28 protein-coding genes are annotated in these 23,637 nt (G+C 48.0%); 9 read left to right on the forward strand and 19 right to left on the reverse strand.

Going from position 1 to position 23,637, the window contains the following annotated elements; all coding sequences use genetic code 11:
- The 11 genes from ACYVB1_RS09265 to ACYVB1_RS09315 form a co-directional block, all read right to left on the reverse strand.
- Window positions 1-303, reverse strand: coding sequence for a hypothetical protein (locus ACYVB1_RS09265; RefSeq protein ID WP_460923112.1), 303 nt, complete (start codon window positions 301-303; stop codon window positions 1-3).
- Between the two features lie 58 nt (window positions 304-361).
- Entirely contained in the window at window positions 362-718 is a 357-nt protein-coding gene (locus ACYVB1_RS09270) for a helix-turn-helix domain-containing protein (protein WP_460923114.1), read from the reverse strand.
- Window positions 719-926: 208 nt separating this feature from the next.
- Window positions 927-2,306, reverse strand: a complete 1,380-nt coding sequence (gene mnmE / locus ACYVB1_RS09275; protein ID WP_460923116.1) for a tRNA uridine-5-carboxymethylaminomethyl(34) synthesis GTPase MnmE — start codon at window positions 2,304-2,306, stop codon at window positions 927-929.
- Between the two features lie 254 nt (window positions 2,307-2,560).
- Window positions 2,561-3,154 (reverse strand): thioredoxin family protein, encoded by a 594-nt coding sequence (locus tag ACYVB1_RS09280; protein ID WP_460923118.1) that lies wholly within the window; start codon window positions 3,152-3,154, stop codon window positions 2,561-2,563.
- 192 nt (window positions 3,155-3,346) lie between these two features.
- Complete coding sequence (locus ACYVB1_RS09285; protein WP_460923120.1) at window positions 3,347-4,225, reverse strand: metal ABC transporter permease; 879 nt, start codon at window positions 4,223-4,225, stop codon at window positions 3,347-3,349.
- A 317-nt stretch (window positions 4,226-4,542) separates the two neighbouring features.
- Window positions 4,543-5,826 (reverse strand): metal ABC transporter permease, encoded by a 1,284-nt coding sequence (locus ACYVB1_RS09290; RefSeq protein WP_460923122.1) that lies wholly within the window; start codon window positions 5,824-5,826, stop codon window positions 4,543-4,545.
- 7 nt (window positions 5,827-5,833) lie between these two features.
- Entirely contained in the window at window positions 5,834-6,628 is a 795-nt protein-coding gene (locus tag ACYVB1_RS09295; protein ID WP_460923124.1) for a metal ABC transporter ATP-binding protein, read from the reverse strand.
- Window positions 6,629-6,640: 12 nt separating this feature from the next.
- Window positions 6,641-7,570, reverse strand: coding sequence for a metal ABC transporter solute-binding protein, Zn/Mn family (locus ACYVB1_RS09300; RefSeq protein ID WP_460923126.1), 930 nt, complete (start codon window positions 7,568-7,570; stop codon window positions 6,641-6,643).
- 243 nt (window positions 7,571-7,813) lie between these two features.
- Window positions 7,814-8,470 carry a metal-dependent transcriptional regulator gene (locus ACYVB1_RS09305; RefSeq protein ID WP_460923128.1) on the reverse strand — a complete coding sequence of 219 codons (657 nt, stop codon included), beginning with the start codon at window positions 8,468-8,470 and terminating at the stop codon, window positions 7,814-7,816.
- A gap of 124 nt (window positions 8,471-8,594) precedes the next feature.
- A complete protein-coding gene (locus tag ACYVB1_RS09310; protein WP_460923130.1) occupies window positions 8,595-9,593 on the reverse strand; it encodes a 3-oxoacyl-ACP synthase III family protein in 999 nt (332 codons plus the stop codon).
- An 82-nt stretch (window positions 9,594-9,675) separates the two neighbouring features.
- Window positions 9,676-10,800: a glycosyltransferase family protein gene (locus ACYVB1_RS09315; protein WP_460923132.1), complete on the reverse strand. Its 1,125-nt coding sequence runs from the start codon at window positions 10,798-10,800 to the stop codon at window positions 9,676-9,678.
- A 51-nt stretch (window positions 10,801-10,851) separates the two neighbouring features.
- Between ACYVB1_RS09315 and ACYVB1_RS09320 the strand changes: the two genes are divergently transcribed.
- A complete protein-coding gene (locus ACYVB1_RS09320; RefSeq protein ID WP_460923134.1) occupies window positions 10,852-11,664 on the forward strand; it encodes a 2,3,4,5-tetrahydropyridine-2,6-dicarboxylate N-succinyltransferase in 813 nt (270 codons plus the stop codon).
- A gap of 233 nt (window positions 11,665-11,897) precedes the next feature.
- Here ACYVB1_RS09320 and ACYVB1_RS09325 read toward each other — a convergent pair whose 3' ends face one another.
- Window positions 11,898-12,788, reverse strand: coding sequence for a 3-hydroxybutyryl-CoA dehydrogenase (locus ACYVB1_RS09325; RefSeq protein ID WP_460923136.1), 891 nt, complete (start codon window positions 12,786-12,788; stop codon window positions 11,898-11,900).
- A gap of 410 nt (window positions 12,789-13,198) precedes the next feature.
- Between ACYVB1_RS09325 and ACYVB1_RS09330 the strand changes: the two genes are divergently transcribed.
- Both ACYVB1_RS09330 and ACYVB1_RS09335 read left to right on the forward strand, forming a co-directional pair.
- A complete protein-coding gene (locus ACYVB1_RS09330; RefSeq protein ID WP_460923138.1) occupies window positions 13,199-13,351 on the forward strand; it encodes a lmo0937 family membrane protein in 153 nt (50 codons plus the stop codon).
- A gap of 70 nt (window positions 13,352-13,421) precedes the next feature.
- On the forward strand, window positions 13,422-13,571 hold the full coding sequence (locus ACYVB1_RS09335; RefSeq protein WP_115566706.1) for a lmo0937 family membrane protein: 150 nt from the start codon (window positions 13,422-13,424) through the stop codon (window positions 13,569-13,571).
- An 80-nt stretch (window positions 13,572-13,651) separates the two neighbouring features.
- On the opposite strand, the gene ACYVB1_RS09340 is transcribed toward ACYVB1_RS09335, so the two are convergent.
- Both ACYVB1_RS09340 and ACYVB1_RS09345 read right to left on the reverse strand, forming a co-directional pair.
- The gene (locus ACYVB1_RS09340) at window positions 13,652-14,383 is read right to left on the reverse strand and encodes a hypothetical protein (RefSeq protein ID WP_460923140.1); all 732 of its coding nucleotides are present in this window, start codon (window positions 14,381-14,383) and stop codon (window positions 13,652-13,654) included.
- 33 nt (window positions 14,384-14,416) lie between these two features.
- Window positions 14,417-16,042 (reverse strand): ABC-F family ATP-binding cassette domain-containing protein, encoded by a 1,626-nt coding sequence (locus tag ACYVB1_RS09345; protein WP_460923142.1) that lies wholly within the window; start codon window positions 16,040-16,042, stop codon window positions 14,417-14,419.
- A 334-nt stretch (window positions 16,043-16,376) separates the two neighbouring features.
- Here ACYVB1_RS09345 and ACYVB1_RS09350 point away from each other — a divergent pair, with 334 nt between their 5' ends.
- Window positions 16,377-16,850, forward strand: a complete 474-nt coding sequence (locus tag ACYVB1_RS09350; protein WP_460923144.1) for a DUF4199 domain-containing protein — start codon at window positions 16,377-16,379, stop codon at window positions 16,848-16,850.
- Window positions 16,851-16,904: 54 nt separating this feature from the next.
- Window positions 16,905-17,354, forward strand: a complete 450-nt coding sequence (locus ACYVB1_RS09355) for a DUF4199 domain-containing protein (protein ID WP_460923146.1) — start codon at window positions 16,905-16,907, stop codon at window positions 17,352-17,354.
- Window positions 17,355-17,448: 94 nt separating this feature from the next.
- Here the strand turns inward: ACYVB1_RS09355 and ACYVB1_RS09360 are convergent, their stop codons facing one another.
- A complete protein-coding gene (locus ACYVB1_RS09360) occupies window positions 17,449-17,682 on the reverse strand; it encodes a hypothetical protein (protein WP_460923148.1) in 234 nt (77 codons plus the stop codon).
- 310 nt (window positions 17,683-17,992) lie between these two features.
- Between ACYVB1_RS09360 and ACYVB1_RS09365 the strand changes: the two genes are divergently transcribed.
- On the forward strand, window positions 17,993-18,391 hold the full coding sequence (locus ACYVB1_RS09365) for a hypothetical protein (RefSeq protein ID WP_460923150.1): 399 nt from the start codon (window positions 17,993-17,995) through the stop codon (window positions 18,389-18,391).
- Window positions 18,392-18,426: 35 nt separating this feature from the next.
- On the opposite strand, the gene ACYVB1_RS09370 is transcribed toward ACYVB1_RS09365, so the two are convergent.
- A complete protein-coding gene (locus tag ACYVB1_RS09370; RefSeq protein WP_460923152.1) occupies window positions 18,427-18,810 on the reverse strand; it encodes a hypothetical protein in 384 nt (127 codons plus the stop codon).
- A 292-nt stretch (window positions 18,811-19,102) separates the two neighbouring features.
- On the opposite strand from ACYVB1_RS09370, the gene ACYVB1_RS09375 reads away from it, so the two are divergent.
- A complete protein-coding gene (locus ACYVB1_RS09375) occupies window positions 19,103-19,921 on the forward strand; it encodes a murein L,D-transpeptidase catalytic domain family protein (RefSeq protein WP_460923154.1) in 819 nt (272 codons plus the stop codon).
- A 72-nt stretch (window positions 19,922-19,993) separates the two neighbouring features.
- Here the strand turns inward: ACYVB1_RS09375 and ACYVB1_RS09380 are convergent, their stop codons facing one another.
- Entirely contained in the window at window positions 19,994-20,191 is a 198-nt protein-coding gene (locus ACYVB1_RS09380) for a hypothetical protein (protein ID WP_460923156.1), read from the reverse strand.
- 61 nt (window positions 20,192-20,252) lie between these two features.
- Window positions 20,253-20,426: a hypothetical protein gene (locus ACYVB1_RS09385; protein WP_460923158.1), complete on the reverse strand. Its 174-nt coding sequence runs from the start codon at window positions 20,424-20,426 to the stop codon at window positions 20,253-20,255.
- Window positions 20,427-20,474: 48 nt separating this feature from the next.
- Between ACYVB1_RS09385 and ACYVB1_RS09390 the strand changes: the two genes are divergently transcribed.
- Both ACYVB1_RS09390 and ACYVB1_RS09395 read left to right on the forward strand, forming a co-directional pair.
- On the forward strand, window positions 20,475-21,242 hold the full coding sequence (locus ACYVB1_RS09390; RefSeq protein WP_460923160.1) for a M48 family metalloprotease: 768 nt from the start codon (window positions 20,475-20,477) through the stop codon (window positions 21,240-21,242).
- Between the two features lie 127 nt (window positions 21,243-21,369).
- The gene (locus ACYVB1_RS09395) at window positions 21,370-22,281 is read left to right on the forward strand and encodes a diacylglycerol/lipid kinase family protein (RefSeq protein ID WP_460923162.1); all 912 of its coding nucleotides are present in this window, start codon (window positions 21,370-21,372) and stop codon (window positions 22,279-22,281) included.
- Here the strand turns inward: ACYVB1_RS09395 and ACYVB1_RS09400 are convergent.
- Window positions 22,278-23,504: a metallophosphoesterase gene (locus tag ACYVB1_RS09400; RefSeq protein ID WP_460923164.1), complete on the reverse strand. Its 1,227-nt coding sequence runs from the start codon at window positions 23,502-23,504 to the stop codon at window positions 22,278-22,280. The genes ACYVB1_RS09395 and ACYVB1_RS09400 overlap by 4 nt on opposite strands.
- Window positions 23,505-23,637: the final 133 nt, after the last annotated feature.

Consider the following 23,637-nt stretch of genomic DNA (forward strand, 5'->3'; position numbering starts at 1 on the left):
TTATAGGTAACTGTTGAATAGCTTCTCAGTGGTGCTGGTATTAGCTGTATTATATCTTTCTGTAGATGTGAGTGCTTCACGTAACTGTTTAGTAGAATAATAAATTTTGTTCCCATCTCTTATCTGCTTGTATCTAACGCCTCTCTCACGCAGAGTTTCTTTGGTGATATCTAATAGATATGCAGCATCATCCTGAGTGATAATATCCGTTTCCCAAAGTATCTTTTTAGTCATGCTTTTCAGATGAAGCAATTGCAATTCATATAGTGCTTGTTGTTGTTTATCTGTGGTATTCTTTTCCATTTTAATAGAGTTAAAAAATTTCAAAATCCTCCATTATGGAATCGAGAAAAGCATTAGTTTAAAATATTTTTAATTCTTCTAAAGATTCTTTCTTTTGTATTACTATTCTTCGGTTAAATCTAATTATTGGCAGCTTTTTGCTTACTATCATCCTCCTGATTGTTTTTTCAGAGACACCGAACAGGACTGAAGCTTCTTTTATGGACAGGTATGCCTTTTCGTGAAGATTATTTTCGATTACTTGGAAGGTGGCACCAGTTTCTAATTCAGACGTTGTAATCTTTTGTTCTTTTAACCTCCGTTTGTAGGCTCTTTTGGCGCAGTAATCTGAACAGTTCTTAGTGACAGTAGTCTTTGCTACAAACTGTTTTCCGCAGTACTGGCATTTGCGAGTTATTCTGATGTTGCTGCTCATGTTAATGGACTACTAAGGTCTATGGAGGTCAGCAACGGACAGGAGTGGACTGTAGTGGACATGATTTCGCCACTACACAGCATTAAAATGAAAAAGGAAGAATTCGTAACAAAAACGTCACAAATTCTTCCTTTAAAACAGGTTAGAAGCCTGTCGAATTCTTCTAAAATCGTGTCATACGCTCTAAAAAAGGAGTTTTTGAGTCGACCTATTTGCCGATGCAAAACTTCGTAAATATATTCTCCAGCAGATCATCTGTTGTAATCTCACCGGTGATCTCACCTAAGCTATAAAGCGCCCGACGAATATCAGCGGCTACAAGGTCGTTGCTGACGCCGAGGCTAAGGCCGTTGAGCACATCGTCGAGGGCAGCGTAGGTTTTATTCAGGCTGTCGACGTGGCGGAGGTTGGTGACGATGGTCTGGCTTTGGGTGTTCAGCTTGCCGAGGTTCACTTTTTCTACCAGCGCCTGCTTCAGTTCTTCCAGGTTGGCTCCTTCGGCGGCGGAAATGGTCACCAATCCTTCTATACTTTCAAAGGCTGCTACTTTGTCGGTCGGGGCACGGTCTATCTTATTGGCTACAGCCACCAACGGCAGCTTCTTCGGGTTGAGCCTGTCCAGTTCTGCCTGCACTTCCTTTGCTGTTACTTCTGTGATATCGAACAGGTAAATGATCAGCGACGACTGGCTGAGCTTCTGCATGGTGCGCTCCACCCCAATGGCTTCTACCTTGTCAGTTGTTTCGCGGAGGCCGGCAGTATCGATGAAACGGAAGGTGATGCCTTCGATGTTGATTTCGTCTTCAATAAAATCGCGGGTAGTGCCAGGCACATCCGATACGATGGCTTTTTCTTCGTTCAGCAGCTTGTTCAGGAGGGTCGATTTACCGGCATTGGGATTGCCCACAATCACAGTCGGAACACCATTCTTGATGACATTGCCCAATTCAAAAGACTTCAGTAACTCCCGGATGATGCGCTGGATGTTGCCAATGAGGTTTCGTAACTGATCGCGGTCGGCAAACTCCACGTCTTCTTCACCAAAGTCCAGCTCGAGTTCTATCATAGAAGCGAAATGCACCAGCTCTCCGCGCAGCCGTTTTATTTCCTGCGAAAAGCCGCCGCGCATCTGCTTCATGGCTACCTCATGGGAGAGGGCAGAGTCGGACGCAATCAGGTCAGCTACGGCTTCGGCCTGTGCCAGGTCGAACTGCCCGTTCAGGAAAGCGCGCTTTGTAAACTCCCCGGCATTGGCGAGGCGGGCACCCTGCTTCAGGAGCAACTGGATAATCTGCTGTACAATAAAGTCGGAGCCGTGGCAGGAGATCTCCACCACATTTTCTTTGGTATAGGAGTGAGGCGCCACAAAAAGTGACACCAGCACCTCGTCCAGTACCTTCTCCTCGTTTCGGATGGTGCCGAAGTGGATAGTGTGGCTGGCCTGCCTGCTCAGGTCCTTTCCTTTGAAAACCTTATTCGTTATAGTGATGGCCTCAGGACCAGAAAGCCGGATAACAGCAATCGCACCCACACCAGGTGCGGTTGCCAGGGCCACTATTGTATCGTTGGATATATTTAGATTTATCAAGTTCGTACGCTTGTGCTTCAGTTGAAGTACAAATTTACGATTTTTAAGGTATAAAATGGGGAGAAGGGTATTGAGGTTTTACGGTGCCGGGTCCAACCACCCCTAACCCCGCCTTGTCTAAGGCGGGAAGTCTGCTATTCGGCAAGAAAGGTATATGTTCTATGGGCGCCAGTTGTCTAAGAGTATACATATTAAGTAACTTGGCTAAATAAAAAAACACCCTCTCCTGTTCTTAGGAGAGGGCGGGGGTGAGGTTACTTCTTCTTTTCATACTCCTGCCAGGTCATCTTCTTGTGATGGTCTTCACCGAAGTAGCGCAGGATGGGAGTGATGCTTTTGGCGTCGAGGTAGCCGGGCACAGGGGTGAGCATGTTCATCTGCTCGTCGAGGTAAACCGTAGTCGGGAAACTCATCTGGCCGTTTAGCAGTGCTACCGCCAGTTCATGGGCTTTGTACTCTGGTTTGAATGTAAAGGTGTGGCCTTTTAAAGTGATAGGGGCCTTGCCTTCAGCATCCAGTTTTACAGCATAGTAGTGCTTGTTGATGATGGCGGCTACTTCCGGATCCGTAAAGGTGTTCTTGTCCATCTTTTTGCACCAGCCACACCAGTCGGTATACACGTCAACCAAAATTTTGCGTGGCTCCTGTTTCATCTTTTCTGCCGCCTGCTCCATCGTGAGCCACTGAATCTTTTCTGCCGGTTTATTGGCTGGCGTTGCCGCCGTAAAGGTAGCTGGAATCGCTGCAGTTGTGGCTTCTGATGTAGTGGCAACTGGCCGTGTGTCCTGCTGGCAAGCGCTCAGCAGGAGGGTGGCAACTATAGGGAGCAAAAATTTCTTTTTAAACATAACGAAGTCTATACTATACATAACGAAACAGGATGAAGCCTTAACATGCACCACTGAGGTTAAATATAACGTTTTTAGCGTTTATTTCCTGCAGGGCAAACTTTCGGCAATGGCAGCTTCATGTTTAGTTCTTTCTGTATTCATAAACCATGCCCAAAACCTTTATACAAATTAAACGACGAAGCAACTCCACTAAGGCTGTGCCACCTGTACCTGTTTGCGTCTGAAAAGGATGCCTCGAGCAGGCGAAAATAAAAACGCCAGCAAAAATTCGAAGCCAATGAAAGTGGCAATGGCGCCTGCTATAGAGCCATCCATCCAAACAGCGAGATAATAGCCGGCAAAGGAAGCCAGGATACCTGCCAGCACAGAGAGCACCAGCATGGTTTTGAAATTGTCAGTTAAGAGGTACCCTGTGGCAGGAGGGCCCACCAGCAGTGCCACCACCAGGATAGCCCCCACCGACTCAAAAGAAGCAACCGTCGTCAGGGAAACGGCTGTCATGAGGGCATAATACCAGGCGGAGGTAGAAATACCAATGGCTGTTGCATAGGCAGGGTCGAAGGCGGTCAGGAACAGTTCTTTATAGCCGAGCACGATGAACAGCAGGATAAGCAGCATCACCACTCCCAGTATCCAGACGGTGCGGGGACCGAAGCTCAGGCCGCTTTCTGTTATCCAGAGGTCGAGGGGCACGTAAGCAATTTCTCCATAGAGCACACAGTCCTGGTCCAGGTCGACCTGACCAGCAAAAACGGAAAGCATGATGATGCCGATGGCGAAAAGCCAGGTGAAAGTAACGCCAATCGAAGCATCAGCCTGTACACGGGCGTAGCGGTGGAAAAACTCAATCAGGAGGGTGGTGAGCACGCCTAATAGGCCTGCGCCAATCAGCATCGGCACGGAGTCGCGGGAACCTGTCAGCAGGAAAGCAATGACAATGCCTGGCAACACGGCATGTGAAATCGCATCGCCGACCATGGCCATGCGGCGCAGTATCAGGTAGCAACCCAGCAGACTGCAGCAGGTGGCTACTAAAGAACCGGTTAAGATGATCCAGAATGCGTTCATGGTTTATTTATCAGTTAACGTTGGTCATTTATCAGTCTCAAATTTGTTGTGAGAAGCTGTTGTCGCTGCTTCTGTTCAATTTGTCCAACCACCCCTGACCCCTCCTTGTCTAAGGCGGGGAATCTGCTTTTTAGTATGCACACTGCCTTTTGCATTGCAACTCTTCGCCCTTACTGTGTCTTTTGACCAGCAAGTATTTGTTGGTCAAAAGACACAACAACGGCAGCGGGTGTTGCTAAAAACCCCCCTAGGCTGGGTTATGTGTGCTTTTAACTATTCGTTTTTTTTATTCCCATTTGTCTTTGCTCCATCTTCTATCACGGAATTTTAGAACTATGCGGGTCGAGGACCGGGAAGCTCAGTTCTTCCATGAGTTTCTGCTCCAGTTCCGGGGTAATGATGTGCTCTATCGTTTCGGCGTCTTCGTGCACGTGGTCGGAGGCGAGGTGCAGGTACTGTGTCAGGTAGAGTTCCCAGAGGCGGTGCAGCCGGACCACGCGTTGGCCACGGCGCTGGCCCTGGTTGGTGAGCTGCCAGCCTTCCGGTGTTTTCTTTACATAGCCCTGGCTTCTGAGTTTTTGCAGCCCTGCCCTGGCCTGTTTCATAGGAATCGCCCGGCGCTCCAGGAGGTCTTCCAGGGTGTGAGCCGCCATGTGCGCTTGCTTTTGCTCACCGGTCTGGTAGAGTAATTTCAGCAGGTTTTCTTCCAGCACCTGCGAGCGGTTGCGGCGCTGCCGGATGATGCGGGCCACCCAGCCTTTGCCAGGGGCCAGCGCGAAGGACAGGATAGCAATCATGGAGATGATGAGTACAATCCAGGGACCGGTTGGCATGGCCGGGGCGGTATACGACACAAAAGCGCCGGCTATACCGGAAAAAGCCCCCATCAGTGCTGCCAGCACGAGCATCACGGGGAGTCTGTCTGTCCAGAAGCGGGCGGCGGCCGCCGGGGTGATGAGCATGGCCGCCATCAGTACCACGCCCACTGCTTGTATACCTACGACCACGGCAAAAACAGTGAGGGTGGTGAGTAGCAGTTCGAGTGCCCGTACCGGGAAGCCGATGGTGCGGGCATAGGCCTGGTCAAAACATAGAAGTGTCAGCTCCTTGTAAAAGACGATAGTGGACACAAGCAGCACCACTGCCACCACACTAAAGGCTATCAGGTCTTCTCCTACAAGGGAGGCCGCTTTCCCGAACAGGAACTTGTCGAGTCCACTTTGTGCTGCGTTGCCGGAATGCTGGATGGAGGTGAGCAGTAGGATGCCGATGCCAAAGAACACGGACAGTACCAGGCCAATGGCGGTGTCTTCTTTGATGCGGGAACGGGAGGTGACAAAATCGATGCAGATAAGGGAGAGCCAGCCGGTAATGAAAGCACCGATGAGCAGTATGAATGGGTTCTTGGTACCTGAAAGAATAAAGGCCAGGCAAACGCCCGGCAGCACAGCATGGGCTACGGCATCACCTACCAGCGCTCTTTTTCGAAGATACGTAAAGCAGCCTACCACAGCGGAACTGGCAGCCAGCAGCACGGAGCCAATGGTAACGTAGCGGACATTGGCATCGGCAAAGGAAAAGAACTCTAAAAACGCTTCCATGGCCGTATCAGCTTTTAACTTCTCTGCTCGGAAACTCCTGCTTCCGTAGTAAATCCCCAACCTTGGACAGCACGGTCAGTTTGCCGCCGTACGTTTGCTCCAGCAGCTCCTGCGTAAGGGCGTGCTCGGTGGGGCCGGAGGCAACCAGGCGCATGTTCAGGAGCACCACCCAGTCAAAATACTCGGCTGCCGACTGCAGGTCGTGGTGCACTACTACCACGGTTTTGCCCTGCTCCCGCATCGTGCGGAGCAGTTCGATGATGGCAGTCTCCGTGGCAATGTCTACACCGGCAAAGGGCTCGTCCATAAAATAGATGTCGGCGTTCTGGGCCAGGGCCCTGGCCAGGAAAACACGCTGCTGCTGCCCCCCGGAGAGCTGGGAAATCTGCCTTTTGGCAAAGGAAGCCATGCCTACTTTTTCGAGTGCTTCCATGGTCGCATCCTTGTCGGCTTTGCGGGGGCGACTGAAAAGCCCCAGCTTGCCATAGCGCCCCATCAGCACTACATCGAAAACAGAGGCCGGGAAATCCCAGTCCACCGACTCGCGCTGCGGCACATAGCTGATACGCGTGCGAACCTCGTTGATGGATTTTCCGAAAATGCGCACATAGCCGCTGCCGGTTGGCAGCAGGTCCATCATCGCTTTTACCAAGGTCGACTTACCGGCACCATTCGGTCCGATAACGCCTACCAGTGATCCTGCCGGCAATGTCAGGTCAATACCCCATAGAACAGGTTTACGGTCGTAGCTTACAGTCAGGTCATGTACCTCTACTACCGGGTTATTTACTTGAAGTATCATGATGCAAGCAATTTATTTTAAAGAAGATACAATAGTATTCACGTTATAACGTACCATGCCTGTGTACGTGCCTTCTGGTGTGCCCTCCTCACCTAAAGCATCGGAGTATAATGTGCCCCCGATTTTTAGCTGATGCCCTTTTTGCTCACTGCCAACCACTACTGCTTCTATGGCCTTTGGCGATACGGAAGACTCTACATACACGGCCTTCACCTTATTGTCTACTATAAAATTTACAAGCGAGGAAACATCCTGCAATCCAAATTCTGATACAGTAGAGATTCCCTGCAGGCCGCGAACCCTGATGTTGTAGGCATCGGCAAAATACCCGAAGGCATCGTGGGCCGTAATCAGGATGCGTTGCTGTTCAGGAATGGATTGTATCTGCTGTTTAACCCACATATCAAGCTCCTCCAGTTCCTGTAAGTAGGACTGTGTGTTCCGCTGGTAAACAGATGCGTTGCCAGGGTCTTTTCGCTGCAGTTCCTGGCTCAGGTGCTGCACTACCTGCTGCCAGAGTGCCACATCAAACCAAACGTGCGGGTCGTGGCTGCTCTGGAACTGCGGCGATTTGCGCAGCGATGCTTCGGGTATGCCCGCCGTAGCGGCCACAATCGTTTTGTAACGACTCAGCTTTTCCATGACTTCTCCCATCTTACCTTCCAGGTGCAGCCCGTTGTAGATGATAACATCTGCATCCGTCAGTTTTTGCAGGTCTCCCTGTGTGGCTTTGTACAGGTGAGGGTCTACGCCGCTGCCCATAATGGCAGTAACATCGGCCGCATCTCCTGTTATATGCTGCACCGCATCCTTTAAAATGCTGGTGGTGGTAACTACTGACATACGCTTACCTGCAGGCACGGGTGCCTTGCTGTCGGTCTGCATGCAGGCAGCAACAAACATGCTGATGAACAGCAGCAGGAAAAGGATAGTCGGTTTCATTGTTGGTGCTGATGTTACTTGTGTTTTATGTCCCAGTCTGACTCTTATCATTTGCTGATAACCAATGAGCACAGTGCTTAAATTATCATTTCGCACATGCCTCCGACGTGAATCGGGAGGGATTTGCGAAGCTGTGAGGAAGTTGAATTAGTTCATATCCACGCCATAACTCAGTTTTCTCACTGCATTCGAAATGACATCGTATCTGATAAATCGATGATCATGACTTTTACTCAATCTCATTTAGGCAGATAAAAAAATGTTTTTCGTTACTTCGCTTGAGAGCAGCAGGTTTCTATCATCCTCCAGGATGATCTCATAGGAGTTGTCGTAGGCAATGCGATCGATCACCTTTATTCTGGAGCCGAGTGAGATACCCATTTTGTCCAGGTATTGCAGAAAAAGCGGCTGCGAATCATTCACTCCGACGACTATGCCAGCCTCATTCACATCCATTTCAGCCAGCAACCGCTGCTTTTTCTGTTTTATTTCCCCATTTTCAGTCGGAATAGGGTCTCCGTGCGGGTCGAAACGCGGATGCCCCAGGAACTCGTCAAGGCGTTGGGTGAGCAGGGGGGAGGAGATATGCTCCAGCTCCTCGGCCACCTCATGCACTTCGTCCCAGTTAAACTTCAGTTTTTCTACCAGGAATACTTCCCAGAGCCGATGTTTCCGGATAACCTGTAGGGCAACACGTTCTCCTTCCTTTGTCAGCGATACGCCCCGGTACTTGATATAGTGTACCAAATCTTTCGCACTCAGCTTGCGGAGCATATCTGTGACGGACGCCGCTTTGGTCTCCAGCGCCTCGGCTATGGCATTGGTATTCACTTCCTGCGTTCCGTTAGCAGAGAGTTTATAAATGGCCTTTATGTAGTTCTCTTCTGTATAGCTGTGCACAATTCTAATTTTGAATGATTGAATAACTGAATAACTGAATGATGTTAGCTGAATCTGTAAAAGGGTTTTCCTTCTGCTTCTGTTATTCAGTTATTCAAAATTCAGTCATTCAAAATTCCTCCAGCTACCAGCGAATCAGCGCTGACGCCCAGGTGAAACCGCTACCGAAAGCTGCCAGACACACCAGGTCTCCCTCCTTAATGCGGCCTTCTTCAACAGCTTCACTCAATGCAATTGGCACAGAGGCAGCCGTGGTGTTGCCGTACTTGTGGATGTTGCTCATTACCTTCTCAGATGGCAAGTCCATTTTCTGCTGAATGTAGGAGGTGATGCGCAGGTTGGCCTGGTGTGGCACCAGCATGTCTATGTCTTCAGGCTTATAGCCATTCTTTTTCAAAGCCTCTTCTATCACTTCCGGAAAGCGGGTAACAGCATGCTTGAAAACTGTGTTACCGTTCATGTAAGGGTAGATAGCGCCGTTGTCTATCATTTCGTGTGTCAGGCGCTCTTTTTTATTGGTGTCCGGAGCCAGCACAGCCAGTTCTTCGGCAAACTCACCGTCAGCGTGCAGGTGCGTCGACAGGATACCTTTGTCATTGCTCTCAGCAGGTGTGAGCACTACAGCACCGGCACCGTCGCCGAATATAACCGAAACACCACGGCCACGGGTAGAGAAGTCAAGTCCGCTGGAATGGATTTCGGCACCTACCACCAATACTGTGTCATACATACCTGTTTTAATGAACTGGTCACCAACAGACAAGGCATAGATAAAGCCGGAGCACTGGTTGCGCACATCCAGCGCCGGGATTTCTTTCAGACCCAGCTCACGCTGCATCAGCACGCCGGAGCCAGGGAAGGTATAGTCGGGACTAAGCGTGGCAAAGATGATCATGTCCACCTTTTCTGCCTCTACGCCTGCATTTTTCAAAGCTCTTCGGGCAGCTTCGGCACCCATGTTGGCAGTAGTATCTATTCCTTCCTGAAAGTAACGACGCTCTACAATACCCGTTCTCTCGCGGATCCACTCATCCGAGGTGTCTATCACCTTCTCCAGATCCTTGTTCGTTACCACATTTTCAGGTACATAGTGGCCTACACCAGCAATTTTTGAGTTACGCATATGTGTATTGTTAATAAAACAAATATAATGATTTAAAATGAATTTAGGCAAGCCTAAAAATATAATTTAGTTAGCTGCTTCTCTAGTTTAAGATGCCTTTAATCAGCTGTAGCAGTTTTATCTCTTCACTTTCCCAAAATACGCCTGCAGGCACGCCGGGTTCATAAAATGGAAATTCCCTGATTTTCTGGAGCAGTTGCTGTGGGTTTGGCTGCATGAAATTGGTAGAAACTCCCGCCTGGTGCTGCTGCAGGAAAGAATTCCACAGTGGGTTGTGCTGCACCACCATCGGCAGGGCATGTGCCGCATACTCATACAGCTTCGTCGGAATGCAGCGGAAGGTGCTCTCATTGGGCTGGTAAGGCAGCAGCCCAACATTGCTTTCTTCTATGGCAGCTATTATCTGCTGGTGCGGCACCAGTTGGTGGCCACCTATAAGCTTGATATAAGGTTTGTACTCTATCTGCTGCAGCACTTCCCGGAAGGTTGCTTTGTCGGCACAATAACCGATGATGGTCAGGGTAGTCTGACTGTCAAGCTGGTGCAGCTGCTCTGCCAGGGCAATAGCTTCAAAAATGCCGTACACGCGGCCGATGGTGCCGGAGTAAAGTAGGCGAAGAGGAGTGTGCCGGAAATTTACGGGAGTGGAAGGAGTGTATCCAGCGGCTGGCTTGTACTTGTTTTGAATGATTGTGTACCTGTCTCCGAGAAATGGCAGTTCTTTGGCGTAACTGCGTTCAGCTAAAATGAAATGATAAACCTGGCCCGACGTAATGCCTTCGATACTTCGCAGCCCGAAGGCCATTACTTGCCTGAGCAAGGGAGGGTAGTTGTCCTGTGCGCGTATGTTCAGGGCATAGTTTTCCTGGACATCATATATCAGCTTTGCTTTCTGCTGGCGGCAATAGAGGTAGCTTGCCGGTAACAGCTCGTGTGTGCAGGCGATAATCAAATCCGGCCGGAGCTCCTGCAGTAGCTTATAATACGTGCCTTGTGCTTTGGCCCGGCCGGTGCTGAGGCGGTCAAAGCGAAAGACAGGGTGAAAAGAGACAGTAGCAGGTGCGCCGATAGGAGCAGGGGCATCAAACCCGCAGACATGTACCTGCACCCCTGGAAGCTTGCACAGCGACAGGGCTAGTTTTTCGTACATGCGGGTGTCGTTTACAGGCTTCAGCAGCGAAGCAATCAGGATTCTCTTTTCAGACATCGTTTAAAATTAATACTTTTGCGCATCAATTGTATTTAACCTAAACCAGATATGGAACTTAAACAAATTATAGAACAAGCCTGGGACAACCGGGAGTTACTGAAAGAGAGCAATACCGTAGAAGCCATTCGGTCTGTTATTGAAGAGCTTGACAAAGGCAGGTTGCGCGTAGCCGAGCCAAAAGGCGAGGAGTGGCAGGTAAACCAATGGGTGAAAAAAGCAGTGCTGCTTTACTTCCCTATCCAGCAGATGAAGACCATCGAGGTGGGCCCTTTTGAGTTTCATGACAAGATGGACCTGAAGCGCAATTACGAGCAGTTGGGTGTGCGTGTAGTTCCTCATGCCGTAGCGCGATACGGTGCTTTCCTGGCCAAAGGCGTTGTGATGATGCCTTCTTATGTAAACATCGGAGCTTACGTTGATTCAGGCACCATGGTAGACACCTGGGCTACAGTAGGTAGCTGTGCGCAGGTAGGCAAAAACGTGCACCTGAGCGGTGGCGTTGGCCTTGGCGGTGTGCTGGAGCCTGTGCAGGCTGCTCCGGTTATTGTAGAGGATGGTGCTTTTATCGGCTCCAGAAGCATCCTGGTGGAAGGTTGCCACATTGGTAAAGAAGCGGTGATTGGTGCAGGTGTTACCATTACCGGCAGCTCGAAGATATTTGACGTGACAGGCTCCGAGGAGAAAATATACAAAGGCTATGTACCACCTCGCTCTGTGGTTATTCCAGGTTCTTACACGAAGAAGTTCCCGGCAGGTGAGTTCCAGGTGCCATGCGCCCTCATCATCGGCCAGCGCAAAGAAAGCACTGATCTGAAGACATCCCTGAACGACGTACTGCGCGACCACGCCGTAGCTGTTTAGTTTGTTGTTCGAAAAACGAATATAAAGGAGACGCCTCTGCTGATGAATCGGCAGAGGCGTCTTTTTTGTCTGAATCAGGATTTTCATGATTATGAAGATACTCAAGATTGATGTGAATTCACAAGATTTAGGGTTGCAGAATATTTATTTGCTACTACTCATCCTATCAGTCTTATTAATCCTGATATTTTAATCCTTCAAATCCTGATAAATCATGTAAATCCTGATTCAAATTACTTCTTAAACCTGTCGGCTACTACCAGTTCTTTTGTGCCGTGAGACCAGGAATAGAATCCGTTTCCGGATTTGATACCTTTGTGGCCGGCCTGCACCATATTTACCAGCAGCGGGCAGGGAGCATACTTCGGGTTGCCAAAGCCGTCGTGCAGCACATTCAGGATAGACAAGCACACATCCAGGCCAATAAAATCGGCCAGCTGCAGTGGGCCCATTGGATGCGCCATGCCTAACTTCATGATGGTATCTATTTCTTCTACACCAGCCACACCTTCATACAGGCTGTAGATGGCCTCGTTAATCATCGGCATCAGGATGCGGTTGGCTACAAAACCAGGGTAGTCGTTAGCCTCTGCCGGTACTTTGCCCAGCTGCTTCGACAGCTCAATGATTCTACTGGTAACTTCATCCGAAGTAGAGTAGCCCCTTATAACCTCCACCAGTTTCATGACTGGTACCGGGTTCATAAAGTGCATTCCGATTACCTTGTCAGGTCGATCGGTTACGGAGGCTATTTTGGTGATAGAGATGGAAGAGGTGTTAGATGCAAGAATGGCTTCCGGTTTGGTAAAGCTGTTCAGGTCGCGGAAAATCTGAAGCTTCAGGTCTACGTTTTCGGTGGCGGCTTCCACCACCAGGTCCACGTCCTGCACGCCTTCCTGCATGCTGGTATAAGTAGTAATGTTTTGTAGCGTCTGCGCCTTTTGCTCTTCTGTCAGGTTGCCCTTCGAGATAATGCGGTCGAGGTTTTTAGAGATTGTTCCGATGGCCTTCTGCAGTGCCTCTTCAGAAATATCTATGAGTGAAACAGGAAAACCGTTCTGCGCGAACACATGTGCGATTCCGTTTCCCATGGTTCCAGATCCAATAACTGCAACTTTCTTCATATTGCTCTTTATAAGGTTTGGTTATCAATACAAAGCTAACAGAAATGAGGCTATTCTGTGGCTATGGCTGACGCTTCTTCAAATTCTTAAATTAAAGGCACCCTCCCTAAACTGCTTAAGAAGATAAGGTTGTAGAGGTCGAATAGAACTATATTTCTGCAGCAAAAATAATTGAGGCTGGTGTTATTATATTTAACAGTTTGTATATCAGGGAGAAGGAAATTGTTTTGACGGCTCGTGGTATGGCGATAATGTTAATGTTCTATAACATAATAGATAATTATAAATCTTTTATATAGGAGTGCCGTAAAAAGCCTTAATTATAAAAAGTACAAGAACGGCAGGCTGTTTTGTGCTGATAACGAATAGAGGCAGACAGCAGGCTTTTAACAAAAACTAAAAATAGAACGATGGGAAATTTGCTTTATTTAATAGCTGTAGTACTTGTAATTTTCTGGCTGATTGGCTTTCTGGGATTCCCGGATTCCGTTGGCGGTATCATTCACGTACTACTAGTACTGGCGGTTATAGCAGTATTGCTGCGGCTTATACGTAGTGCTTAACCTGAATTAACTATTTCCGTAATATAAACTTGAACACTTAATATTCGAATCACACTAAACAAATAAAACTATGGGAAATTTATTGTATATTATAGCAGTGGTACTTGTGATTATCTGGCTGATTGGTTTCTTAGGATTCCCTGATGCTGTAGGTGGTCTAATCCACATACTACTCGTAATCGCTATTATTGTGGTATTATTAAGACTCATAAGAGGCTGACATACTACGCACTATATGAAATAAAAAAAGCGGCTGCCAATATCTGGCAGCCGCTTTTTTTATGGCAATTTTAAGTGTGTTTACCTGCTTGTGAAAGGTATATTGAACCCGACCCTGAAGACAGGGTTGTTGTAAGGGTTGCCTGCTACACCCTCGTTCACGTTGTACAACAGCAGCATGTCAACTGATGCATTGTCGCTGATGCGCTGCCTGTAGCCAACACCCGCCAGGGGGAGTGTAATATTCGTTCGGTTAGTACTAAGGCGTCCTCTGTCTTCGAACTTGGTATTCAGAAACTCAACCTCCGCATGCCCCAGCACAGCACCGTCCCCGATATTAAACAACTCTAACTGTGAAAAGGCACGGGCACCATAGCTGCTGTAGGCATAGCTGGCGAATTTAGAGAAGTGATAAACTAGTCCCACTCCCAGGCTGAATTTGTCCGTGAGCCTGTAGCCTAGTATAGGCAGCAGGGAGATATTAGTATATGTACCAAACTGCAAACCAAAACTGCCACCTGTGTACATGCGGTCAATGGGCCGGCGCGGCAGGTCCGTTGCAGGCTCCTGCTCACCGGGGAACGGCAGCCTTGCCGGCTGTTGCTGTGTAGGCCCTGGCTGCACGGTCGATTTTCGTTCCTGCTGCTGAACTGGCCGGGGCTGTTCAACAGGCACGGTAGGGCCTGTTGGCAACACTGGCTTTGTTCTTTCTGTAGTATCCGGTTCTACCTGCGCCTGGGCAGTAGTTCCGGTAAACAGCATCAACAGGAGTGAGCAGAGAAAGCAATAAAATAGACGCTGTTGTTTTAGCATAATCAGGTTTACGGGGTGAAACAAGTTTATTTATTAAACCATTTCAGTGGCATACATCTTCTTGCGCAACTCCCTGATAGTCTCGTCAGACAAATACTCCTCATAGCTCATACGCTTATCGATGATGCCGTTAGGGGTCAGTTCAAGAATACGGTTCGCAATCGTATCCACGAATTGTAAGTCATGCGAAGAGAAGAGGATGGTCCCATCAAAGTCTCTCAGCGCATTGTTCAGGGCCGTGATGGATTCCAGGTCCAGGTGGTTGGTAGGTTCGTCGAACACCAGCACATTTCCGGACTGCAGCATCATGCGGGAGAACATACAGCGCACTTTCTCGCCACCTGATAAAACATCTGCCTTCTTCAAAGACTCTTCACCTGAGAACAACATACGGCCCAGGAAGCCACGGATGAAGCTCTCGTCCTTCTCAGTAGAGAATTGGCGAAGCCAGTCTACCAGGTTCAGGTCTGTTTCGAAGAATTCAGTATTGTCTTTCGGGAAGAAAGAGGCGGTAATGGTGGTTCCCCACTCATACGTACCGGAATCCTGCTTTTCTTCTCCCATGATGACTCTGAAGAAAGTAGAGGCTGCGATATCGTTACGTCCTATCACAGCAATCTTATCACCCTTGTTTACCATCAGGTTTACATCTGTGAAAACAGGAACCCCTTCAATGGATTTGCTCAGGTTAACGACATTCAGCAACTGGTTTCCTGCTTCACGCTCCGGCTTAAAGGCAATGTAAGGGTACTTGCGCGACGAAGGCCGGATGTCTTCCACCGTCAGTTTCTCTAGTAATTTAGCGCGGGAAGTTGCCTGCTTTGATTTGGAGGCGTTGGCGCTGAAACGGCGGATAAACTCCTCCAGCTCCTTGCGCTTTTCTTCTGTTTTCTTGTTTGCATCAGAGCGCTGCTTCAGGGCCAACTGGCTGGACTCATACCAGAAGCTGTAGTTACCGGCGTACAGCTGGATTTTACCGAAGTCAATATCAGCCACATGCGTACACACAGAATCCAGGAAGTGGCGGTCGTGTGATACCACAATCACGGTATTCTGGAAGTTGTCCAGGAAGTTTTCGAGCCAGATGATGGACTCTGCATCCAGGTGGTTGGTAGGCTCATCGAGTAACAGGATTTCGGGGTTGCCGAACAGGGCCTGTGCCAGCAGCACGCGTACCTTTTCGCTACCACTTAAATCCTTCATCAGGGAATAGTGCAGGCTTTCGCTGATGCCAAGTCCGCTCAGCAATTCAGCCGCTTCGTACTCTGCGTTCCAGCCTTCCAGGTCGGCAAATTCACCTTCCAGTTCGGCAGCACGCAAGCCGTCTTCCTCATTAAAATCAGGCTTTGCGTAAATGGCATCTTTCTCCTGCATAATCCCGAACAGGCGCTTGTGGCCCATGATAACGGTTTGCAGTACCTGTGATTCGTCATACTCAAAGTGGTTCTGCTTTAGCACCGCCAATCGGGCATTGGCCGGAATATCTACAGTACCTGTGTTTGGCTCTATTTCGCCAGATAATATTTTTAGAAAAGTAGATTTACCGGCACCGTTGGCACCAATCAGGCCATAGCAGTTACCCGGAACAAACTTTATTGTTACATCTTCAAATAATGTGCGCTTGCCGTATGCCAAGCTGACATTGTTCGTACTGATCATAAAGGTTTATGTATGAATATGAAAATTAGATTCGTGTGCAAAGCTACGAAATTATTGCATGGTTTAGCACGAAACCACTACCTCACCGGTTCTTTGGGCTTTACTTTTAGTGCTTTGCATGTGTTTCAAATTCAGGATCTTGAGAGCCCTCTTTCAAAAAACATTCGGCAAAGCACAACGCCATGCCACTTTCTTTAGTATATAGTTTTGATAATATACAGGTAGCTAATGAGATAGGAGCACTTACGGCTTTGCTTTATAGTCTCTTAACCATTTATACAGCTAATCTGTTCATTATCATGAAACAATTGATAAATCTTAAACAGAACATAATATGGCATCTTCTAACGTATCTTATCAACAAGTCGCAGTAAAGTATGGGATTTTGGTAGGGATAGTTCACATAGTTTATTTCCTGATCATGTGGGCCCTCGGGCTGCTTGAAATAACCGAGCTTTCTTTTATCAGTGGAATATTTCTGGTGATTGGAATAGTAGTGGCAATCTCAAGCTATAAGAAAGTTAGGAGAGGGGGTATTCGGTATTTGGAAGGGTTTGGTATCGGGGCTACTGTTGGTGCGGTATCCTCCATTATCCTGGCCCTGTTTTTAATGGTGTTCCTGAGTGCTTTCAGAACGGGCTATCTTGAAAACCTGCAGGCCAGTGCCCTGTTCCCGGAAAGCCTGACGCTGCTGTCGCTTTTTGTGCTGACTATCCTGTATGGAACAATACCTGGTGCCTGGGTAGCCTTTATCGCCATGCAGTGGTTTAAGCGCCAGGACCACAACACCATGCCGAGCCAGGACTAAGTCCAGGCTTCAGTTACTTAAGCAAGAAATTCACTGCAACAATCCTCTTCACCCATGGAAAAAATAGGCCTGAAGTATGGTTTACTGACAGCAGCCGGCTTAATTCTTTACTTTTTCCTGATGAAAATTTTAGGACTCATTCATATAACGGAGTTACGGTTCCTGAATGGCCTTATCATGGCAGTTGGCGTTGTACTTGCCATCCGATCCTATAAAGCATTGACGGCAGGAAACATAAGCTACCTGAAAGGACTAGGCACCGGCATAATCACAGCTGTGACCGGTACTGTGCTCTTTGCTGCTTTCATGGTAGCATACGCCAACATAGCAGGCGATGCAATGACTGAAATGCTGACAGCAGAGCGGTACTTCGGGGAAAGGGTAGAGGCGACCCCAGGCATTGTTATATTCTCCGTACTGATGCTGGAGGGACTCATTTCCGGTTTCCTGATATCATTTATAGCCATGCAGTATTTTAAGCGAGACGATTTTCAGGGCACCTGATAGTCCGTGATGCCAACGCTTTAAAAAACAGACAGACACAAAAAAGGCGGCTGCATTATATAATGCAGCCGCCTTTTTCTCTTCAAACTTTGTTTTATTTAATGATATGATCAGGCCTTTGTATGATCTGTACAACAACTTCGTGTATGTCGCCCTCTTTATCTTCTAATCTGTAAATGACCAACGGGTTGTCAGCATCAAGTACCGATTCTATATCGATTACCCTTTCACCTTCATCCAGCTTTCCCTCCAGTTGTGGGGTTAGATCTTCCAATGCCTGTGCAAATTTAACTTCAAGTGTACTTGGGTTGTAATACGTTGTCCTCATGTTGGTTTATTTAAATCAGAACCTTTGTGGGTGCTGCGTTTCTATTTATCTAAAATTCAATTCTTTGCTATACTTAAGTATACCCGTCAGAACTGTTATTGTTTCGGAAGACGGGCTATACTTGGATAAAAATATTATATAATGCTCTTATTCTATATTTGGTTTGATTGATGTTTTTAGTAGCTATAATTTATATATAAATAGTATAAAATATTTCCGGGTGTTTTCAACCTGTGGCCCCAGAATCCGTTAAAGACAAAAGCTGAATTGCTGAATTTGTGAAGACTTGGTTTTAACCTTAACGAGATATATGAAAAACACTTTACTCACCCTTATTTTTCTGGCTGTTGGTGCTGTAAGTTTTGCCCAGAGTGTCAGAATCACCGACGACGGCCTTGACAAGGTGGTGCTTGCCACCAACCTGGATGGTCTTGCTATGGCAAATCTGGAGATGAAGCAGGAGCTGAACCTGACGGAAGAGCAGTTCAGCAAAGTAGAGCGTGTTAACGAACAGCGCTTTCTGCAAATGCTGGAGGCAGAGCAGGTTTATACTGATAATGAGGTGCTACGCTCTAATTCCCTCCGCAGAATTCATGTAGTTTGCGACCAGATTCTGAAGGAAGTACTGGACGAGCAGCAAATGCGTCATTTCCTTGAACTGGAGGGGCGCTTTCATATGCAGCTAATCTCTGAAAACGAAGGCGAATAAAAATCTAAAGCCATATTATAACAGCAAAGCCCGATTTATTCGGGCTTTGCTGCGTTTACAGGTCTGGTGTACGTTATTTCGGATACCTTGCCTAAAGAATTGATACGCACTTCAACACGGTTTGCTTCTGAAAGCATCGTTCGGTCTGTGCACTGTGTACCGGGTTCGAGGTAGTAAAAGTAATTGCGCTGGTTGCGTTCCAGTAGCTCCTCATGGTCAGGTTTGCCCAGGAGGTTTCTCAATACATACTCTTTCCTGCCATAAAGGGCTTTCCTGATCTCTTCGAAATCATCTGCCAACTCTACGCGTTTTCCCTCACAGGCATATCTATCTTCTTTCCAGGTTTCGCTGTCGAAACTTCGCAATTCCTCCGGTGTGCTGCAGGCGTTTAAAAAGCCTACTACAACTAACCCGGGCATTATGAACAGGCGCTTTAACATAAGTTTAAATTGATACCCTAAAGTTGCAGCCCCAAACTTTGCCACACAAGTATCGGTTAAAAAAACAGCAAATACAGGCTTTTGCTCGATAGCAACATTGTTCCTAAAAAAAGCCTTTTCGCTTTTTATGGCTTGGTTTTATGGGGCTTAAGCTGTATTTTGGATGCCCTGACAACAGCGGAAAGTAGCTTTTGTTCAAAATGAACGGAACAATTTACTTCTGATTGCCTGTTGCCAATATAGAACGAATCAACTGAAGCCAAAGAAACTTATGTTAAGAGTCACCCTAACTTCATTAGCCGTCGGTTTATTTTCCTTTACCTCACCAGCTTTCAATAGTAACGAAGCTGCTCCTAAACCAGTCCCTGCAGCGGATAAAATAGCCACTGTGGCTACTGGTACAATGCTCACGTTTGCTGAAAAGCAAGCTGCATTTGAGGACCATCTGCTAGACATATACAATGAGGCCAACCTTGAAAGCAAAGGATTAGCGCTTGATGTGTTCAGGAAAGCCGCTGTAGGATACCAGAATTTCAAGCAGAAAGGTTTGGTGTCTCCCTCTAAGTCTGTTATCACTGTTATTGATTTCACAAAATCGAGCAGGGAGAAGCGCCTGTGGATCATCGACCTGAAATCAAAGAAACTCCTTTTTAACACCCTTGTAGCACATGGCCGCAATACCGGTCAGGACAAAGCTGTGAAGTTCTCGAATACACCGAACTCTTACATGAGCAGCCTTGGTTTTTACCTGACGGATGCAACTTACTTCGGCAAACATGGGCTTTCGCTGCGCCTGACTGGTAAAGATGCTGCTTTCAACTCCAATGCTATGGCGCGTGCCATTGTAGTGCATGGAGCAGACTATGCTACTGCTGCTTTTGTAAAACAGAATGGCAGGTTAGGCAGAAGCTTAGGGTGCCCGGCTATCCCACAGGAGGTGTCAAAAGAAATCATCATGGCTATCAAAAATAATACGGTGATGTATATCCACGGCAACGATAAAAACTACAAATCAGACTACCTGAACACTACGCTTGCTGTAGAAGCCTTTGCCATGGAAGCGCTGTCAGGAACAGTTGCTACCATATAGACAACATATTTCTATAAACAGAAAGCCCCTGCAGTACAGCTACTGCAGGGGCTTTCTGTTTATAAACCAGTTTTACCTGGTATCCGTGTCACGAATAGTCTTAACCAGGTTGATGCCGGAAAAGAAGAAAATCAACCCCACCACAAATGGTACGGCAGACGAGAATTTTCCTACCAGGGCACCGTCTCCTCCCATCAGAAAAGCATATGCTCCCCATATGATGCCGATGATTCCTAAGATAGTCAGTACAGCACCGAATGTTCGCTTCATGTTCATCGTTTTATCTTTAGTTCTCTTTTATGCAATGCCATGCAGGCAGTGTGCCTTTGTATTACGATAGTGCAACAAAAAAGATGTAAACAGCTTTGTTTTGTGAGTTAAGTGCAAGTGTTTGTTTTTCTTTTTCAGCCCTGTTGATAAAACCTGCAGGTGCCCTGAGGAACAATTTTGCCACTGAGCTTTGCTTTGCCTGTGCTGCAACCGCATTACTTCCTGTGCCGTTCACTTGCATATTACTGCCTGCACCTGTTGGTGCATTGAAAGCATTTCTTTGATGAGAGGACTCTTAAAGTTTATCGTGGGTATACTGCTAGCGGCTGTGTCGCTGGTTATGTACTGGTGTAACACACAGGAAAACGAGTTTACCGGCGAAAAGCAGCATGTTGACATGACGGTGGAGCAGGAGATAGCCTTAGGTTTGCAGGCAGCTCCTGAAATGGCAGACCAATATGGTGGTCTGCATCCGGACAGGGAGGCGGCGCAGGCTGTAAAAGACATCGGGCAGCAGTTGGTGCAAAGCGCACGCGTAAAAGATTCCCCTTATCAGTTCGACTTCCACCTTTTAGCTGATGAACAAACTGTTAACGCCTTTGCCTTACCGGGAGGGCAGATTTTTATTACTGGTGGCTTGCTCAGGCGCCTGAACTCGGAAGCACAGCTGGCAGGCGTGCTGGGGCATGAGATTGGACACGTGGTGGCCAGGCACTCTGCTGAACAGCTGGCAAAGGCCAAGCTGACGCAGGGGCTGACTGGTGCCGCTGCCATTGCCACTTATGACCCGGAAAACCCAGCCAGCAGGGGAGGAGCTGTTGTGGCGGCTATGGTAGGCAAGTTGTTGAACATGCGTTATGGCCGGGAGGATGAGTTGGAATCTGATAGGCTGGCGGTGCAGCTAACGGGCTCGGCTGGTTACGATCCAAGAGACATGAAAGAGGTAATGCGGATTCTGGAGGAAGCCAGTGGCGGAGCCGGTGGTCCTGAGTTCTTGCAGACCCACCCTAACCCGGGTAACCGCATCAACCAGATTGAGCAGGCAATCTAGGAGGAATATCCAAATGGCTTGCCCGAAGGCCTGAAGTAGTAGGCTATTAATTGTTCTTTCTCCAAAAATACTTTACTAAAGTTTTACCGTATCAAGAGGCAGGCATATATGCTCCACCCGCAGCACCATGGAAATAAAAATGCTCAGGCACCTGCTCTTTGTCATTAATCCTATTGCAGGAGATATAGATAAAGACGAACTACAGGAAGAGGTAGTGACCATTTGCAATGCACATGGCATTACGTATGATATTTACCGGACCACCGGCGAAAATGACAAAGAGGTCATAAAAGCTAAGCTGGACGAAATAAAATATGACGGGGTCTTTACCGCAGGCGGTGACGGTACAGTGAGCATTGTGGCGTCGCTGCTGATTGGAACCTCCATCCCGTTGGGCATGATTCCGCTTGGTTCAGGAAACGGGCTGTCCAAAGACCTGGACATCCCACAGGATATAGAAGAGGCGCTGGAACTGATTCACCGGAACATCATCCGTAACATCGACACGCTTACCCTGAACGGGCATCCATCCATTCACCTGAGTGACCTGGGATTTAATGCGCTTGTGGTAAAAGGATTCTGTGAGGGCTACACACGTGGTCCTGGAGCCTATGCCCGCGTGGCACTGCAGGAATACCTGGGGTATGAGCCCAAGACGTACCGCATAGAAACAGACAAGGAAATCTTTGAAGGCAAGGCCTTTATGGTAACCATCGCTAATGCAAATGCCTTTGGGAGCAATGCCAACATAAATCCCAATGGTATACTCAACGACGGCCAGTTTGAGATATGCCTGATTGAGCCCTTTCCTAAAGCAGCAGGCATTGCTATTCTGTATAAACTGTACACCGACAGTATCGACACCTCTGTTTATACGCGCCGCCTTTCCTGCAAAACCGCTACCATTTATAATCCCGAACACGAAGTAATGCACATCGACGGTGAGCCAGTTGACCTGGGTGAAAAGGTGGAAGTGCAGATACACCCTAAAAGCCTAAAGGTGATTCTGCCGGTGTACCAGGATGATAAGGAGCTTTAGGAGTCAGAATCTATCTTTACCTGCTGTTTTGGCTGTAATATACTTTTAAGTTTTTTGCGGAATACAACCATATCTTCTTCCGGTTCAGCCACGGCAAGCGCTTCCATCCACATTTCACCGTTGCTGTAGTAGTTGAGCACGAAAAAGCCCAGTTCTTCGAGGGTGAAGGTCGCTCTGCCTCCTTTCTTTACAAAAGCTGTTTTACTGGCAGAGCCACTCACAATGTAATGGTTTTGCTGTATCTCGAAGTGCTGCAGGTTGTGGTCATGCCCGGCCACGTAAATCACGTTGCTGTACCGGTTCATAATCCGCACCAGCCGTTTCCGCATTTTTTTGTACTTGCGGTGCGACATGTCTTCGTAAGCTCCGAATAGCTTGCGGTAGAAGGGGTACAAAGAGCCGAAAAGGGGCAAAGGGATATAGAAGCGTTTGTGGGCTGCAGTGAGGGGGAATATGTGTTGCTTCATGGTAAACTTGCCGCCATGCATGGCATTGCTGTACAGCGGGTGGTGGGCTGCCACTAAAACACGTTGGTGCTGGTTTTTGCGCAGAATGGTATTGAAGCTGATGAAGAACTCTTCTATATCTGAATAAGGACAGTCGTACTTGCTGCCCAGGGGCTTCTCGCCCCGCTGCACAAACCATTGCGTGTTAATGACTACAAGCAGCAGCCCCTCTGCCAGCTGCAGGCTAACAGGGCCGGGGCAGCCGTTCCGTGGCAAATAACTGCTCTCGTCCTGAAGTTTCTCCAGCACATAGCGTTCCTGCCGCAGCATTTGCTCATATCCACCTTTCCGGCCTTTAAACCAGTCGTGGTTGCCGCTCAGGAAGATGCCTTTCCCCGAAAAGTCCCTGACGCTGTCTATGAGTACATCCAGGCGCCTGACCGCGTTCTCGCGTAAGCGGTGGCCTGGGGCTGGCAAACCAATTGGATAAATGATGTCACCCAAAAAAACTACTGTGCCTGCTTCTCCAGCGCGCTCTTTCCATACTTCCAGGAGTTGCATCACCGGGTCACTGCCATCAGTGGCTACAGCGCCCGGATCTCCCACCATGGCCACAGAGTGTACAAGCACAGCATCAGAAGGCGGCACCTGCCGCTGCCAGCCGATGTCTGCCAGTTTATAAAAGGGCTTACGCCGGTACTTTCGTTCCTGCCAGTAGCTGAAGGCTATGAAGAAGAAAAGCAGTGTCGGGATGATAGTGAGAAAATATATCAGCATATATCTTTATGTTGTTCGGCAAGGGTGAGTGGGAGCAGGAACACGCTATGTATAAAACAGGGAGAACGGCCGGTAAAAACACTCCTGTTATTCATTCATAGCAATTGAAGCAAATGATCTTTGTTCTGGTATA

The organism is Pontibacter brevis, assembly GCF_054779655.1.

Coding starts and splice junctions, on each gene's coding strand:
- ACYVB1_RS09400 (WP_460923164.1), bottom strand. CDS start 23,504: ATGCTGATATATTTTCTCACTATCATCCCGACACTGCTTTTCTTCTTC.
- ACYVB1_RS09395 (WP_460923162.1), top strand. CDS start 21,370: ATGGAAATAAAAATGCTCAGGCACCTGCTCTTTGTCATTAATCCTATT.
- ACYVB1_RS09315 (WP_460923132.1), bottom strand. CDS start 10,800: ATGTCTGAAAAGAGAATCCTGATTGCTTCGCTGCTGAAGCCTGTAAAC.
- ACYVB1_RS09350 (WP_460923144.1), top strand. CDS start 16,377: ATGGCATCTTCTAACGTATCTTATCAACAAGTCGCAGTAAAGTATGGG.
- ACYVB1_RS09370 (WP_460923152.1), bottom strand. CDS start 18,810: ATGCCCGGGTTAGTTGTAGTAGGCTTTTTAAACGCCTGCAGCACACCG.
- ACYVB1_RS09290 (WP_460923122.1), bottom strand. CDS start 5,826: ATGGAAGCGTTTTTAGAGTTCTTTTCCTTTGCCGATGCCAATGTCCGC.
- ACYVB1_RS09265 (WP_460923112.1), bottom strand. CDS start 303: ATGGAAAAGAATACCACAGATAAACAACAACAAGCACTATATGAATTG.
- ACYVB1_RS09325 (WP_460923136.1), bottom strand. CDS start 12,788: ATGAAGAAAGTTGCAGTTATTGGATCTGGAACCATGGGAAACGGAATC.
- ACYVB1_RS09320 (WP_460923134.1), top strand. CDS start 10,852: ATGGAACTTAAACAAATTATAGAACAAGCCTGGGACAACCGGGAGTTA.
- ACYVB1_RS09380 (WP_460923156.1), bottom strand. CDS start 20,191: ATGAAGCGAACATTCGGTGCTGTACTGACTATCTTAGGAATCATCGGC.
- ACYVB1_RS09335 (WP_115566706.1), top strand. CDS start 13,422: ATGGGAAATTTATTGTATATTATAGCAGTGGTACTTGTGATTATCTGG.
- ACYVB1_RS09270 (WP_460923114.1), bottom strand. CDS start 718: ATGAGCAGCAACATCAGAATAACTCGCAAATGCCAGTACTGCGGAAAA.
- ACYVB1_RS09295 (WP_460923124.1), bottom strand. CDS start 6,628: ATGATACTTCAAGTAAATAACCCGGTAGTAGAGGTACATGACCTGACT.
- ACYVB1_RS09345 (WP_460923142.1), bottom strand. CDS start 16,042: ATGATCAGTACGAACAATGTCAGCTTGGCATACGGCAAGCGCACATTA.
- ACYVB1_RS09355 (WP_460923146.1), top strand. CDS start 16,905: ATGGAAAAAATAGGCCTGAAGTATGGTTTACTGACAGCAGCCGGCTTA.
- ACYVB1_RS09365 (WP_460923150.1), top strand. CDS start 17,993: ATGAAAAACACTTTACTCACCCTTATTTTTCTGGCTGTTGGTGCTGTA.
- ACYVB1_RS09340 (WP_460923140.1), bottom strand. CDS start 14,383: ATGCTAAAACAACAGCGTCTATTTTATTGCTTTCTCTGCTCACTCCTG.
- ACYVB1_RS09375 (WP_460923154.1), top strand. CDS start 19,103: ATGTTAAGAGTCACCCTAACTTCATTAGCCGTCGGTTTATTTTCCTTT.
- ACYVB1_RS09390 (WP_460923160.1), top strand. CDS start 20,475: ATGAGAGGACTCTTAAAGTTTATCGTGGGTATACTGCTAGCGGCTGTG.
- ACYVB1_RS09285 (WP_460923120.1), bottom strand. CDS start 4,225: ATGAACGCATTCTGGATCATCTTAACCGGTTCTTTAGTAGCCACCTGC.
- ACYVB1_RS09330 (WP_460923138.1), top strand. CDS start 13,199: ATGGGAAATTTGCTTTATTTAATAGCTGTAGTACTTGTAATTTTCTGG.
- ACYVB1_RS09360 (WP_460923148.1), bottom strand. CDS start 17,682: ATGAGGACAACGTATTACAACCCAAGTACACTTGAAGTTAAATTTGCA.
- ACYVB1_RS09300 (WP_460923126.1), bottom strand. CDS start 7,570: ATGAAACCGACTATCCTTTTCCTGCTGCTGTTCATCAGCATGTTTGTT.
- ACYVB1_RS09280 (WP_460923118.1), bottom strand. CDS start 3,154: ATGTTTAAAAAGAAATTTTTGCTCCCTATAGTTGCCACCCTCCTGCTG.
- ACYVB1_RS09310 (WP_460923130.1), bottom strand. CDS start 9,593: ATGCGTAACTCAAAAATTGCTGGTGTAGGCCACTATGTACCTGAAAAT.